Below are 13,238 nucleotides of genomic sequence, written 5' to 3' on the forward strand. Positions count from 1 at the left end.
CACACTATGACCAATGATGTTTTGGCCGGTGACGGGCAGGGCGCAAAGAAATCGACCGCGCGCTATTCAAGCTGGATCGGCAAGGTTGCCAATTCTCCGCTCTATCGCGGAACGATCGGTCTTCTTGCAGAAAACCGGGTGGCCCGGCTTATCGTCCTGCTCGCCGTGCCGCTGGCCTGGATCGCCTTCTTCAATATCGGCCCGATCCTGCAGATGGGCAATATCTCGCTGCTTGCCAACTACCCCCTGCTGGATGGCGACGAGCCCGTCTATACCTTCTCGCAATACGCGCTGTTCTTCCAGGAAAGCCTCTATTTCGTGCCGTTCCTGCGCAGCGTCGTCTTTTCCATCGTGGTCACGGCGTCAACGCTGGTCGTGGTCTATCCGGTCGCCTATTACATCGGCAAGGTCATCCGTCCGGCCTCGCGCAACAAGGCGTTGCTGCTGTTGCTGACACCGTTCTGGGCGGGCGAGATCATCCGCGTCTTCTCGGTGATCATGCTTCTGGCCAATCGCGGCGCCGTCAACGCGCTTCTGCGCGAGCTTGGCATGATCGATCGGCCGATCCCCATGCTCTACACCTATTTTTCGCTGAGCTTCGGCGTCGTCTACCTGATCGCGCTCTATATGCTGCTGCCGCTCTACTCCTCGATCGAGAAGATCCCGAACAGCCTGCTCGACGCCGCCTCCGATCTTGGAGCCGGTCCGCTGCAACGCTTCCGCAGGGTGATCCTGCCCTTGTCGCGCGATGGCATCGTCTCTGGCTGCAGCCTGGTGTTCCTCACCTCGATCGGCGTTTTCGCCGCGCCGCTTCTGCTCGGCGGTCCCAACACGGTGATCTTCCCTGAAATCATCGCCCAGCTCTTCCACGGCTCCAACGACAAGTGGCCGGCCGGCGCTGCCTTCTCGATCATCATGCTGTTGATCTCGCTCACCACGGTCGGCCTGTTCATGCGGGTTGTCGGCGGGCGCAACGTGAAACTGATGTGAGGGGCAGACGATGCGTTTTTACATGAAAAATCCCCAGAACGTCTTCCTCACCGGCTTCTACTGGGCCTTTGTCGCCTATCTCTTCGTGCCGCTGATGCTGATGACGGCGATGAGCTTCAAGGATTCGAACTTCATCTCGTTTCCCATCGATAGCTTCACGATGAAATGGTACGTCCAGGTGGTGCAGGACGAGCAGTTCCTGAGCGCCGTCGGCTATTCGCTGATGATTGCCTTCACGGTCACGGTCGTTGCAACGGCGATCGGCGTCTGGATCGCGCTACTCGCCTCCAACGAGGCGATCTGGGGCAAGGCCATCATCTTTGCGCTCGCCTGTCTTCCCGCCGTCGTGCCGGGCATGATCCAGGCGATCTCGATGCGCATCTTCATCCGCGCCATCGATGTGCCGACCGGCACCTTTGCCATCATCCTCGGCCATACGGTGCATGCGGTGCCCTTCGTGGTGATCATGGCGATGACCAGGCTGCGCTCGATGCCCTCAAGCCTCATCGATGCCGCGCGTGATCTCGGCGCCGACAATTTCATTGCCTTCTTCCGCGTCACGCTGCCCTATCTCGGCCCGGCGCTGGTCGGCGGCATGATCTTCTGCGCGCTGACCAGTATCGACGATTTCGTCCGCACCTTCTTCCTCGGTGGCTACCAGACCACCCTTCCCATGCTGATCTTCGCCAAGATTTCGGGCGGCATGTCGCCGGAAATCAACGCCATGGCAACACTCGTCCTCATCTTTACCGGCGCCGTCGGGCTCTACGCCGAACGCCGTGTCCGCCGTTCAAGGAACTGAAATGCAACCCCTCGTCCACTTCAAGAACGTCAACAAGTATTATGGCAAGTCGCTTGCCGTGAACAATCTCGACCTCAAGATCGAACGCGGCAAGTTCGTCACGCTTCTCGGGCCTTCGGGCTGCGGCAAGTCGACCTCGCTGCGCATGCTGGGCGGTTTCGAGGACCCGTCCTCCGGCTCGATCCTGCTCGATGGCAAGGACGTGACCCACCTGCCGCCACACCGGCGCAACGTCAATATCGTGTTTCAGGACTACGCGCTGTTTCCGCATCTGACGGTTGGCCGGAACATCGCCTTCGGGCTTGAGCTGAAAGGCATGCCGTCGGAGAAGATCCACGCTCGGGTGATGGAGCTTCTGGAACTGGTCGAGCTTCAGGATTACGCCGACCGCATGCCCGACCAGCTTTCCGGCGGCCAGCGCCAGCGCGTGGCGCTGATGCGCGCGCTCGCGCCCGATCCGGACGTTCTGCTGCTCGACGAGCCGCTGTCGGCGCTCGACGCGAAACTTCGCCACCAGATGCAGATCGAGCTCAAAAGCATTCAGGAAAAGACCGGCAAGACCTTCCTTTTCGTTACCCACGACCAGGAAGAGGCGCTGACCATGTCGGACCTCATCGTCGTCATGAACAACGGCAAGGTCGAGCAGATGGGCGACCCCCACACGCTCTACGCCCGGCCGGTCAACCGCTTCGTCGCTACCTTCATCGGTGAATCGAACTTCCTCGATGCCGAACTGCGCTCCGTCGACGGCAATATCGCCACGCTCGACTGGTGCGGCCACATCATCCACGCCACGCTCACCGGGCCCGCCGCCAAGGTCGGCAGCCACGTCACCGTGGCGCTGAGACCGGAGGCGATCTATGCGGTCAGCCGCGAGCCGGACCGCAGGATTGCGCTTCCCGGCAGGATTACCAACCGGCTGTTCAAGGGCAATTTCACCGCGCTCACCGTCGGCCTCAACGAGGGCCAGTCGCTTGTAGCCCAGCTTGACCCCGTGGCGCTTGCCCATCTGGAGGGCGATGATGTGTGGATCGGCTGGCGCGAGGAAGACGCCGTGGTGCTGGCCGATTGAAGCCCGGGAATTCGTGAAGGACTGAAGACATGACCAATGAACAAGCGCTTGAAGCGCTGAACGAACGGGTTCGCCAGGATCTCGACTATCTGAACTTTCCCTCCGCCAACTGGGTCAAACCGGTCGGCCCTGTCGATGGCACGCCGGTGAGCGATATCGTCATCGTCGGCGCCGGCATGTGCGGACTTGCCGCCTGGCTGCAGCTGAAGCGCCAGGGCATGCACAATACCCGCCTCATCGATATGGCGCCGGAGGGCAAGGAAGGCCCCTGGCTCACCTATGCACGCATGGAAACGCTGCGCTCGCCGAAAAACCTGCTTGGCCCCGCGCTCGGCATTCCCTCGCTCACCTTCCAGGCCTGGTATCGCGCCCAGTTCGGCACGAAGGCCTGGGACGAACTTTACCGCATTCCCCGGCCGATGTGGCAGGACTACCTCGTCTGGTATCGCGAGGTGACCGGCGCGCCGGTGGAGAACGGGATGAAGGTCGAGCGCGTCATCCCGCGCGAAGACGGGTTGCTGACCCTGAAAATGGCCGATGGCGACAGCATCATCACCCGCAAGCTGATCTGGGCGACCGGTCGCGACGGGCTTGGCAAGGGCACGGTTCCGGGCTTCGTCTCCGGCCTGCCGCGCGAAAGCTGGGCGCATTCGGCCGACGAGATCGATTTCGACAAGTGGAAAGACAAGCGCGTCGTCGTCATCGGCGTCGGCGCATCGGCCGTTGATAATGCGGCGGAAGCGCTGGAACATGGCGCGGCGGAAGTCAGGCTGCTGGCGCGGCGCAAGAAGATGCCGACGATCAACAAGTTGATGGGCATCGGTTCCTATGGCGTGACGGCCGGCCTGCCGGACCTTTCGCCCGAATGGCGCTGGCGGATCATGGATTACGGCGACAAGCAGCAGACGCCGGCCCCGCACGGTTCGACCCTGCGCGTCAGCCGTCATGAGAATGCCTACTTCCATTTCAACTGCGGTATTGCGAAGGTTGAGCAGGATGGGGCGGAAGTGGTGATCACCACGGTGACCGGCCGTGAGTTCCGCTGCGATTTCCTGATCCTGGGCACCGGCTTTACCGTCGACCCGATGGCGCGACCGGAATTTGAGCCCTTCAACGCCGAAATCGCCTGCTGGGAAGACCGCTACACGCCGCCGCCGGAAGAACAGAATCCCGGCCTTGGGCGTTTCCCCTGGCTGAACCCCGATTTCTCCTTTTCGGAAAAGAAGGAAGGCGCGGCGCCCTTTCTCGCGGACATTCACAGCTTCAACTACAGCTCGGCCATGAGCCTCGGCAAGGTCTCCGGCGATATTCCGGCGATCAGCGAGGGCGCGCTCTGGCTTGCGCGCGGCGTCGCCTCCAGCCTGTTCCGCAAGGACCTGGAACAGCATTGGGAAGACCTGATCGCCTACGAAAAACCGGAACTCGACGGCACAGAATGGACCGACGCTGACGCCGTGGCCGCCGAACAAGCCTGAAAGAAAAAGACCATGACCAAGAAGACTGTCTACTATTATCACGCGCTTTCCTCTCCCTGGGCCTATCTCGGCTGGCCGCAATTCAAGGCGCTGATCGCAAAGCATGACCTCGATGTCGTCGTCCGCCCGACCCGGATCGTGCCGGACAATGGCGGCGTGCCGTTGCGCTCGCGCCCCCAGCCGCGCCAGGATTACCACGCCGTGGAGCTTGATCGCTGGCGCAAGCGCCTCAACATGCCGCTGGTGCTCAAACCCGCTCACTACCCGACCAATAACGAATTCTCCGCCCGCATGGTGATTGCCGCCGATCGCGAGGGCCTGCCGGCGCTCGAACTGTCGCATGCGCTCCTGCATGCGCTGTGGAGCGAGGAGCTGGACGTGACCCAGCCTGAGGTGCGCATCAACGTTGCCAACCGCATCGGCCTTGACGGCAAGGCGCTGCAGGCGATGGAAGAGGAGCCGGAGATCGTTCAGGCCTGGCATGACAGCCATGCCGAGGCGACCGCGCGCGGCGTGTTCGGCACGCCGACCTGGATCTACAAGGACGTGCTCTACTGGGGGCAGGACCGGCTCGATTTTCTCGATGAAGCTTTGTCTGAAGACTGAGGAGAGGGTTTATGGTCGATGTGATCGACAAGGTGCTCGGCGAGGATGCCGACATGATCGCGCTCAGAAACCGGCGCGAACTCTTGAAGCAGAAGACGCAGGCGAGCTACGAGGCGGCGCTGACGCCGAAGGAGGCCGGCAATTTCAGCTACGCCATGCGCGCCGCCCTTGCCGCGCGCATGTGTGCGCTGTGGAAGGCCGCCGAGCTTGAGGCGCATTACCGCGACCTGCTAGAGAGCTATGGCGAGACCGCCTTCAACGCGATCCCCGATCCGGGCTTCCGGCCGGGCAAGGAGGATTTGCGACTCGATGCGATTTTGCAGCGTGTCGACAAGGTGACGCTGACGCCCAAGGAGGCGACCCGCGCTGACGTCGAAAAACTCTATGCCGCCGGGCTTGATGATCGGGACATCGTGACGCTGGCAAGCCTGACGGCCTTCGTCAATTACCAGGTCCTGGTCGTTGCCGGGCTGAAAATGCTGAGGGACCACTGACATGTCCGAACCCGTTCACGAATTCACTCTGAAACCGCTCGACTGGCATCCCTACGTGAAACCCGTCGATCTGGAAACCGCGACCGACGAGCAGCGCGACGCACTGCAGATCACGCCGTCCAATACCAAGGTCTCCGACTATGTTCTGGTGCTGGCGCAGGAGCCGGAAACGCTGAAGGAGCGTTCGCCGCTCTTCAACGACATCATGTATTCCAAGGAGGGCCTGTCGCGCGCCGGCCGCGAGATGGGCGCGCTGGCAGCGTCCTTCGTCAACAAGTGCATCTATTGCGCCGCCGTTCACGCCAACCGCCATATCCAGCTTGAAAAGCGACCGGAGGTCATCGAGGCGATCTATGAGAAGGGGCTCGAGGCGGATCTGCCGGACTATGACCAGGCGCTGTTCAATTTCGGCGTCGATCTGACGGCCCATCCGGACAATGTCGGCGTCTACCAGTTCTATCATTTGCGCGAGACGGGCCTTGACGACCTCGAGATCCTCGACCTAATCCATGCCATCGCCATTTTCGGCTGGGCCAACCGGCTGATGCACACGCTGGGCGAGCCGCACGTCAAGGAATAGGTTCCGTTGGAAAACACCGCCGGTCGCACCCCGCGCCCCTTTTCGGTGACGCACCGGCAGGTGCTCACCATCGCATTGCCGATGATGATCGCGCATTTCTCCACTCCGCTGGTGAGCCTTGCGGCGACCGGTGTCGTGGGGCAACTGCGCGACGAGGTGCTGATCGGCGGGGTGGCGCTGGCGGCGGTGATCTTCGACGTGCTGTTCACCACCTTCAACTTCCTGCGCGGCGCGACCACCGGCTTCACGGCGCAGGCCGTCGGCGCGGAAGACCGGCGCGCGGAGCAGCGCATGCTGCTTGGCGGCATTCTGATTGCGGTCGGCTCCGGCCTTCTGATCATGCTGTTGCACGTGCCGATCGGTCGTCTCGGCCTTTACGTGCTCGATGCCGATGGCGCGGTGGGGGATGCAGCCTGGACCTATTACGCCTGGCGCGTCTGGTCGGCGCCCTTTGCGCTGTTCAATTTCGTCGTCTTCGGCTGGGTCATCGGTCGCGGCGAGGCGGTGACGGCGCTGTTGTTGCAGGTGGCGCTCAACGCGCTCAACTTGTTTTTCGCCTTCTTCTGGGTGCTGTGGCTGAACTACGGTCTCGCCGGCGCGGGGGCGGCAAGCCTTGTCGCCGAGGGCATCACGGCGATTGCCGGCGTCATCCTGATCCTGCGGCGCACCGACCGGCACAAATGGGAAGTGCCGGATCTTTCCACCGTCAAGCGGCTGTTCTCGGTCAATCGCGACATGATGATCCGTTCCTTCGCGCTTCTGATCGGACTTTCATTCTTTACCCGGCAATCGGGCGTGCTGGGCATTGATGTGCTCGCCGCCAACACGGTGCTGCTGCGCTATTATTTCTTCGGCGTCGCCTTTCTCGATGGCTTCGCCACGGCGGCCGAGCAGCTTGCCGGCCGCGCCGTCGGCGCCTTTTACCGCCCGGCTTTCGACCGCGTGATCAGGCTGACGACGCTCTGGGGCGTGGCCATGGCCGTTGCCGTCTCGGCGGCCTTCTTCATCTCCGGGCCTTACGTGGTGGCGCTGATCGCGCCGATTGCCGAGACCCAGGCGCTGGCCCATGTCTATCTGCCCTATGCCGCGATCATGCCGCTTGTCGGGGTTATCGCCTTCCAGATGGACGGCGTCTTCATCGGTGCCACATGGTCACGCGAAATGCGCACGCTGATGCTGTTTTCGCTTGCCTGCTATTTCGCCGCCTGGGCCGTGCTGCAGCCGCTCTTCGGCAATCACGGCCTGTGGATCGCCATGCTGCTGTTCCAGGGCGTGCGCTCGGTCGCCTTCCGCTTCATGCTGCCGAAGCTGGCGGACAGGACCTTTGCCGGAAATTACCCCGCCTGAGTCCAGGACCTACTCTTCCGGCTTGTCATCGCGGCTGTTGAAATAGGCGCGGTCGGGCGAAATGAAGAACACATAGGCCATGTAGGCGGCAGCCGCGCCGAACAGCACCGACCAGAAGGGTGAGCCGATGAATATCTCGGCAATCGCCCAGCCGCCGCAAAGCGCGACGGCGAGGATGCGGACCCAGAGCGGTTTCAGCGATGGGTGTTTGAGATTGAAGCTCTCGCGCCAGTCGATCTTGCCTGCCATGGGCCGCCTCCAGGGTTTTCTCGTCCGGATAGGCATAGCGGGGAACGGCGACCGATGGCAAGTCGGGCTTCAAAGAAGCATGGCCGTCATTTCCGTCTGACCATAGCCGAACGCATAGGTTGCCGTGCCGGAAAAGGCGAGGCGGGCATAGTCACCGGCGGAAAAATAGCTGATTGCGGAGGCGGAATGCGTCAGCGGATTGCCGCCGGTGGCAATGCCGCTGAGGGTTACGCAGTTTTCCGAACCGTTCTTCTCGAGCGCGGCCCAGTAGCTTCCCGCCGCCGTGGCGGTGACGGTGAGGCTTACCGCGTAATAGCCGCTTGCGGGAAAGACCAGCCGGTTGCCGCCGCCCGTCACGGCAGCGCCCAGCGTAAAACCGCCTTCGCCGACGTGAAGCGTGCCGAACCCCCGGTTTGCCGGACCCGAAATCAGCGCCGAACCGGCGGGCGCCGCGGCGCGGGCCAGCGGGCGCGACGGCATGGTGACCGCGCCTTCCGGGGTGATCTTCACCGCCTCGTGCCAGCTTGCCCCGTCGGGGCTCGTCTTGATCGCGAAACTGTCGGAACCGGAAAGGCCCATCTCCGCGCGGCCGGACCAGCCGGTCTGGTAGAGCAGGGAGGCCGTATCGCCGGCCGTTGCCTTGTTGATCTTCAACTGATGCCCGCTGCCGGCATTGTTGAGAAGCGTTGCGGGCGCGGAAACAGAAAGCCGGTTGGTGGCGTCAGCCGAAGCGTTGATCCCGAGCGTTAAGAGTTCGAGGTCCGGACCGGGCAGTGGGAAGATCCAGGCGCTGCCGTCAAAGATGCGAAGCGCGTTTTCCGACACGAACCAGGCCGACCATCCGGCGACCGGCGTAATGAACTGCCAGTAGCCATCCTGAAACAGCGCGAGCGCGCCGGCATGGCCCGCCCATTCTCCGGTTGGGCTTGCCGCAACCAGATGACAGGCGCCGTCATCGGGGCCTGACGGCGGGGTGTTGCCCTCGCCGGAAATGGCGAGATGAACGATTGCGTCGAGCCGCTGGAGGGCCTCGTTGTGGGTGACGTGTTTTTGCGCCTGGGCTGGCAGAATGAAGGGGAGGCCGAGCCTGGCCGTCTGATCCGACATGAAAAACTCCCTTTGCGTGGTCGCTGGACCTGATGGGACAAGCCTAGCCCCGCCCTGTGCGACGGGGAAAAGGGTGGGCCGTGCCCGGGCATTGCGGTGTGTCAGGGGAAGAGGTTCTGCGGAGGCCAGGGCACCGATCGCGTGAGATGCCGATATGAGCGGAGGGCCGCGGCAAGACAGAAACGGTTGCGACGCGCAGGCAGACGTTCTGGGTCGCCGGATTGTCCTCGATCCCTTGCTGTCTCCAGCGGACTTCCGTGTCGTCAGACCGGTCCGGCCGCGATCTTCATCGGGCGTTGGGCCGTGCTGCGGCGTTCCCCGCCCACGCGCACCGTCATCGAAAGGGCGTTTCCTCCGCCGGTCGGGCCTTTCCGCGGGGCAGACGGCTCAGGCCGCTGTGGTGATCCGTTCTGCCGCCGAGACCCGATAGGCGATGGCCTCGCCGATATGAACCCGGCCGACCCTCGCCTTGCCGTCGAGATCGGCGATTGTGCGCGCGACCTTCAAAACGCGGTGATAGCCCCGCGCCGAAAACCGCATCTTTTCCGCCGCTTCCCTAAGCAGCGCGAGGCCCGCGGCATCGGGCTCGGCGAGCTTCTCGATCAGATTGGCCGATGCGCGGGCGTTGACTGTCGCCGCGCTTTCTCCAAGGCCTGCGAAGCGTTCGCGCTGTGCCTCGCGGGCGCGGGCAACGCGACGGGCGACGGCGGCGCTTGTCTCGCCGGTTGCGCTTGCGCCGATGAGGTCAATGGCGGAAACCGCCGGAACGTCGATGCGGATGTCGATCCGGTCCATCAGCGGTCCGGAAATCCGCGCCTGGTATTCGCTTGCGCAGCGCGGCCCGCGCGCGCAGCTATGGCCCGGCTCCCCTGCCATGCCGCAGCGGCACGGATTCATGGCGGCGACAAGCTGGAAGGCGGCCGGATAGGAGACGCGATGATTGGCGCGGGCGATCACGCACTCACCGTTTTCCAGCGGCTGGCGCAGCGCATCCAGCACCTGCGGCGAAAATTCCGGCAGTTCGTCAAGAAACAGAACGCCGTGATGGGCAAGCGAGGCCTCGCCGGGCCTTGCCTTGATGCCGCCGCCGACGAGCGAGGCCATGCTTGCGGAATGATGCGGCGCGCGGAAGGGCCGACGGTCGGAAAGCCGCCCACCGGCAAGCTTGCCGGCTATCGAATGCACCATCGACATATCCAGCAGCTCCTGCGGCAGGAGCGGCGGCAGGATGGAGGGCAGGCGGGAGGCGAGCATCGATTTTCCGGCACCCGGCGGGCCGACCATCAGCAGATTGTGGCCGCCTGCAGCCGCCACCTCCAGCGCGCGCTTGGCGCTTTCCTGTCCCTTGATCTCCGAAAGGTCGGGCAAGTCCTGTGCTGCGGCCCGCACGGCGGGTACGGGGCGGGAGAGCACCTGGGTTCCCTTGAAATGATTGGCGATCGCGATCAGGCTTTTCGGGGCGAGAACATCGATCTCCGCGCCGGCCCAGGCCGCTTCCGGCCCGCACTCGGCCGGGCAGATCAGCCCCTTGTCCATGCTATTGGCGGTCATCGCCGCAGGAAGCGCGCCGGCCACGGCGGCGATCGTGCCGTCAAGGTTGAGCTCGCCGATGACCACGTAATCCATGAGCGCATCGGCCGGAACCGCGCCGAGCGCCGCCATCAGGCCCAGCGCTATGGCAAGATCGAAATGTGACCCTTCCTTCGGCAGGTCGGCCGGTGCCAGATTGACCGTCACGCGTTTGGCCGGCAAGGCGAGGCCCGTTGCGTGGAGCGCGGCCTGCACCCGTTCGCGGCTTTCGGCAACGGCCTTGTCTGGCAGTCCGACGATCTGCATGCCGATCTTGCCGGGTGCGACCATCACCTGGACATCGACCGGAACGCCCTCAATCCCCTGAAATGCAACTGTTTGAACCCTGGATACCATGTGAAGCCCCGCGCCGGCCCCGCCCGGCGTCCCCTCAAGAACAGCGTTTCATCAAATCCAATGGTTGCAAGGATTCCATAATGCGCGCTCCGATGCAAGAACAAAAGAAGAACTTCATCCATTCGGCATCAGGCGGACGGCTATGGGATGGACATCCGGTTTGCCGCCGCCGTAAACAGGGCAGGCAAGCTGGCCGGAGCAATATGGCGGAGAGTGATATGGGACTAACGACCGAAGAACAGATCCTGATCGAACAGCGCGTCACCAATGGCGCGAAATCGCCGGCGGCGGCCTATCTTCTGTGGTTCTTCGTCGGCTGGGCCGGCGCGCACCGGTTCTATCTCGGCAGGCCCGGATCGGCGATCGCCATGCTGCTCCTGAATGTCGTCGGCTGGCTGACATTCGTCTTCATCATCGGCTTCGTGTTTCTGGCGGTATTCGGCATCTGGTGGCTGGTCGACCTGTTCCTCATCTCAGGCATGATCGACGCCCAGAAGAGCGAGCTGCGCAATTCGCTCACGCAGCAGGCGCTCGTCTCACAAAACAAATAGGGCTCAGCCGCGCTTCTTCTCGATTGCGTCCCACATGAGCGCGGCGATGTCCGCGCCGCCGAACCTCTTCACCTCGCGAATGCCGGTGGGGGAGGTGACGTTGATTTCCGTCATATAATCGCCGATCACATCGATGCCGACGAGAATGAAGCCGCGCTCCTTCAGCGACGGGCCGATGCGCGCGCAGATCTCTTCCTCGCGCGCTGTCAGTTCGGAGGGTTCGGCGCGTCCGCCGACATGCATGTTGGAGCGGCTGTCGGTCTCTGCCGGCACACGGTTGATCGCGCCGGCAAATTCGCCGTCGACGAGGATGATGCGCTTGTCGCCCTTGCGCACGGCCGGCAGGTAGGCCTGGGCGATATAGGGTTCGCGGAACATCTGCTCGAACATTTCCAGAAGCGAGGTGAAATTGCGGTCGTCGCGGGTGGAATGGAAGACGCCCGCGCCGCCATTGCCGTAAAGCGGTTTCAGGATGATGTCGCCCATTTCCTCGCGGAACCGCGCGATCTCGCCGACGTCCTTGGTGATCAGCGTCGGCGGCATCAGATCGGCAAATTCTGTGACGAAGATCTTCTCCGGCGAGTTGCGCACCCAGGCCGGATCATTGACCACCAGCGTCTTCGGGTGGATGCGCTCCAGCATGTGGGTCGAGGTGATATAGGCCATGTCGAAGGGCGGGTCCTGGCGCAGCAGCACCACATCCATGGTCGAAAGGTCGGTGCGCTCGGCGGGGCCGAGCGTGTAATGGTCGCCTTCCACGTCGCGCAGCGTCATCTTCTCGACGGCGGCAATCACCTTGCCATCCCTCAGCGTCAGCCGGTCGGGCGTATAGTGATAAAGCTCGTAGCCGCGGTTCTGCGCCTCCAGCGACATGGCGAAGGTGGAATCGCCCGCAATCTTCACGGTGGAGATATGGTCCATCTGGACGGCGACTTTTTTGATTGCGGCCATGAAACTGGAGCCCCCGGTCTGGTTTGAAGCGCCTCGATATGTAGTCACCGCATGAGCCGTTGGCAATCGCCTTGCGTCAGTCGGAGATGCCCGAGACCGTGCAGATCAGCAGATCGTGATCCGAAAGCGGCGTGCCCTCGTCATCCAGCGCGTCGACCACGCGGCTTTCGGCGATCACAAGCCCGCGCGAGAGAAACCAGTCGAGCTTCATCGGCTGCGGATCCGTTCCGGAGATCAGGCTGGGGCGCGTGGTGATCCTGTCTTTCGGGCCGCCATGGCGCTGATAGCCCCTGTCGCGCGCCAGATCGAAAAGGGTTTCGGCATCGGCATCGCCGCCGGTGCGGTTGCCGGTGTTGAGGTCGCCGCCGATCAGCACGGGCAGGTCGGAAAAATGCCAGTCGATCAGGTCGAAGATGTCGGCCATCTGGCGTTCGCGCAGTTCAATGTCGCCATGGCTTTCCAGGTGGGTCGAGAGCGCGACGATCGGCCCCCCGGTGGTCTCGATCTTCGCGCCGATCGCCATGCGCGCGCCGATGCGCGGCTGGTCGTTGTCGTCGGAAAACCAGATCGGCGGGCCGGAAAGCGGCAGCATGAAAGGGGTCTCCAGCGCCCTGGCGGCAAGAAGCGCATTGCCGTGAAAGCCCTTCGCGTTGAAGTCATCGGTGCAATAGGGCCGCTCGGCTTCATTGCCGAGGCCGAGCTCGAGAAACTCGACGCCGTAGGCATAGGCCATTTTGAGCGCGTTGGCGATCTCGGCGGTCGGGTGGCGCTGGGCCGTGCGGGCCATGCCGTTGTCCATTTCCGAAAGCATCACCAGGCTGGCCTGTTCGCCCGCAAGCTTTTCGGCGCTCCTTTCGGGGAACAGCCCGCGCTGCAGGTTCCAGGCGGCGGCCTGGAAGGGAAAGCCCAGCAGGCCTGTCGCCGACGGGGCCCCGCCGGTCTCGAGCGTCTGCAGACAGGAGAGTTCCTGCCGGTAGCGATCGTGAACATGCGCTGATTTTTCCAGCCCCAGAATGCGCTCGCGTTCGGCGCGACCGGGTCCTTCCAGGGCATGGACGCAATCGGTGAAAAGTTCCGGCATGGGCGTT

At 63.2% G+C, this 13,238-nt stretch carries 14 protein-coding genes; 9 read left to right on the forward strand and 5 right to left on the reverse strand.

Features of this window, described 5'->3' with window-relative positions; genetic code table 11:
- Positions 1-6: 6 nt before the first annotated feature.
- From GGR30_RS13595 to GGR30_RS13630, 8 genes are read left to right on the forward strand one after another with little or no spacing between them, the layout of a single operon-like run.
- A complete protein-coding gene (locus tag GGR30_RS13595) occupies positions 7-990 on the forward strand; it encodes an ABC transporter permease (RefSeq protein ID WP_183487182.1) in 984 nt (327 codons plus the stop codon).
- A 10-nt stretch (positions 991-1,000) separates the two neighbouring features.
- Positions 1,001-1,792 (forward strand): ABC transporter permease, encoded by a 792-nt coding sequence (locus GGR30_RS13600; RefSeq protein WP_183487184.1) that lies wholly within the window; start codon positions 1,001-1,003, stop codon positions 1,790-1,792.
- A 1-nt stretch (position 1,793) separates the two neighbouring features.
- Positions 1,794-2,864 (forward strand): ABC transporter ATP-binding protein, encoded by a 1,071-nt coding sequence (locus tag GGR30_RS13605; protein WP_183487186.1) that lies wholly within the window; start codon positions 1,794-1,796, stop codon positions 2,862-2,864.
- A gap of 29 nt (positions 2,865-2,893) precedes the next feature.
- Positions 2,894-4,339 (forward strand): NAD(P)-binding domain-containing protein, encoded by a 1,446-nt coding sequence (locus GGR30_RS13610; RefSeq protein WP_183487188.1) that lies wholly within the window; start codon positions 2,894-2,896, stop codon positions 4,337-4,339.
- A gap of 12 nt (positions 4,340-4,351) precedes the next feature.
- The gene (locus tag GGR30_RS13615; RefSeq protein WP_183487190.1) at positions 4,352-4,945 is read left to right on the forward strand and encodes a 2-hydroxychromene-2-carboxylate isomerase; all 594 of its coding nucleotides are present in this window, start codon (positions 4,352-4,354) and stop codon (positions 4,943-4,945) included.
- An 11-nt stretch (positions 4,946-4,956) separates the two neighbouring features.
- Positions 4,957-5,439 carry a CMD domain-containing protein gene (locus tag GGR30_RS13620; RefSeq protein ID WP_183487192.1) on the forward strand — a complete coding sequence of 161 codons (483 nt, stop codon included), beginning with the start codon at positions 4,957-4,959 and terminating at the stop codon, positions 5,437-5,439.
- Between the two features lies 1 nt (position 5,440).
- Positions 5,441-6,019, forward strand: coding sequence for a peroxidase-related enzyme (locus GGR30_RS13625; RefSeq protein ID WP_183487194.1), 579 nt, complete (start codon positions 5,441-5,443; stop codon positions 6,017-6,019).
- Between the two features lie 6 nt (positions 6,020-6,025).
- Positions 6,026-7,366 (forward strand): MATE family efflux transporter, encoded by a 1,341-nt coding sequence (locus GGR30_RS13630; RefSeq protein WP_246413876.1) that lies wholly within the window; start codon positions 6,026-6,028, stop codon positions 7,364-7,366.
- 9 nt (positions 7,367-7,375) lie between these two features.
- On the opposite strand, the gene GGR30_RS13635 is transcribed toward GGR30_RS13630, so the two are convergent.
- From GGR30_RS13635 to GGR30_RS13645, 3 genes are all read right to left on the reverse strand, one after another.
- Positions 7,376-7,615, reverse strand: coding sequence for a hypothetical protein (locus GGR30_RS13635; protein ID WP_183487196.1), 240 nt, complete (start codon positions 7,613-7,615; stop codon positions 7,376-7,378).
- A 69-nt stretch (positions 7,616-7,684) separates the two neighbouring features.
- Entirely contained in the window at positions 7,685-8,722 is a 1,038-nt protein-coding gene (locus tag GGR30_RS13640; protein WP_183487198.1) for a DUF2793 domain-containing protein, read from the reverse strand.
- Positions 8,723-9,109: 387 nt separating this feature from the next.
- Positions 9,110-10,648, reverse strand: a complete 1,539-nt coding sequence (locus GGR30_RS13645; RefSeq protein WP_183487200.1) for a YifB family Mg chelatase-like AAA ATPase — start codon at positions 10,646-10,648, stop codon at positions 9,110-9,112.
- Positions 10,649-10,866: 218 nt separating this feature from the next.
- Here GGR30_RS13645 and GGR30_RS13650 point away from each other — a divergent pair, with 218 nt between their 5' ends.
- Positions 10,867-11,199: a TM2 domain-containing protein gene (locus GGR30_RS13650; RefSeq protein WP_183487202.1), complete on the forward strand. Its 333-nt coding sequence runs from the start codon at positions 10,867-10,869 to the stop codon at positions 11,197-11,199.
- 3 nt (positions 11,200-11,202) lie between these two features.
- Here GGR30_RS13650 and gshB read toward each other — a convergent pair whose 3' ends face one another.
- Positions 11,203-12,150: a glutathione synthase gene (gene gshB / locus GGR30_RS13655; RefSeq protein ID WP_183487204.1), complete on the reverse strand. Its 948-nt coding sequence runs from the start codon at positions 12,148-12,150 to the stop codon at positions 11,203-11,205.
- Positions 12,151-12,226: 76 nt separating this feature from the next.
- Entirely contained in the window at positions 12,227-13,231 is a 1,005-nt protein-coding gene (locus GGR30_RS13660; RefSeq protein WP_183487206.1) for an endonuclease/exonuclease/phosphatase family protein, read from the reverse strand.
- Between the last annotated feature and the right edge of the window lie 7 nt (positions 13,232-13,238).

It is taken from the genome of Martelella radicis, assembly GCF_014196625.1.
GTDB lineage: Bacteria > Pseudomonadota > Alphaproteobacteria > Rhizobiales > Rhizobiaceae > Martelella > Martelella radicis.

Bases quoted from the DNA above. Each gene is read 5' to 3' on its own strand.
- GGR30_RS13640 (WP_183487198.1), bottom strand. From the start codon at position 8,722: ATGTCGGATCAGACGGCCAGGCTCGGCCTCCCCTTCATTCTGCCAGCC.
- GGR30_RS13625 (WP_183487194.1), top strand. From the start codon at position 5,441: ATGTCCGAACCCGTTCACGAATTCACTCTGAAACCGCTCGACTGGCAT.
- GGR30_RS13600 (WP_183487184.1), top strand. From the start codon at position 1,001: ATGCGTTTTTACATGAAAAATCCCCAGAACGTCTTCCTCACCGGCTTC.
- GGR30_RS13610 (WP_183487188.1), top strand. From the start codon at position 2,894: ATGACCAATGAACAAGCGCTTGAAGCGCTGAACGAACGGGTTCGCCAG.
- GGR30_RS13660 (WP_183487206.1), bottom strand. From the start codon at position 13,231: ATGCCGGAACTTTTCACCGATTGCGTCCATGCCCTGGAAGGACCCGGT.
- GGR30_RS13635 (WP_183487196.1), bottom strand. From the start codon at position 7,615: ATGGCAGGCAAGATCGACTGGCGCGAGAGCTTCAATCTCAAACACCCA.
- gshB (WP_183487204.1), bottom strand. From the start codon at position 12,150: ATGGCCGCAATCAAAAAAGTCGCCGTCCAGATGGACCATATCTCCACC.
- GGR30_RS13595 (WP_183487182.1), top strand. From the start codon at position 7: ATGACCAATGATGTTTTGGCCGGTGACGGGCAGGGCGCAAAGAAATCG.
- GGR30_RS13615 (WP_183487190.1), top strand. From the start codon at position 4,352: ATGACCAAGAAGACTGTCTACTATTATCACGCGCTTTCCTCTCCCTGG.
- GGR30_RS13620 (WP_183487192.1), top strand. From the start codon at position 4,957: ATGGTCGATGTGATCGACAAGGTGCTCGGCGAGGATGCCGACATGATC.
- GGR30_RS13605 (WP_183487186.1), top strand. From the start codon at position 1,794: ATGCAACCCCTCGTCCACTTCAAGAACGTCAACAAGTATTATGGCAAG.
- GGR30_RS13645 (WP_183487200.1), bottom strand. From the start codon at position 10,648: ATGGTATCCAGGGTTCAAACAGTTGCATTTCAGGGGATTGAGGGCGTT.
- GGR30_RS13650 (WP_183487202.1), top strand. From the start codon at position 10,867: ATGGGACTAACGACCGAAGAACAGATCCTGATCGAACAGCGCGTCACC.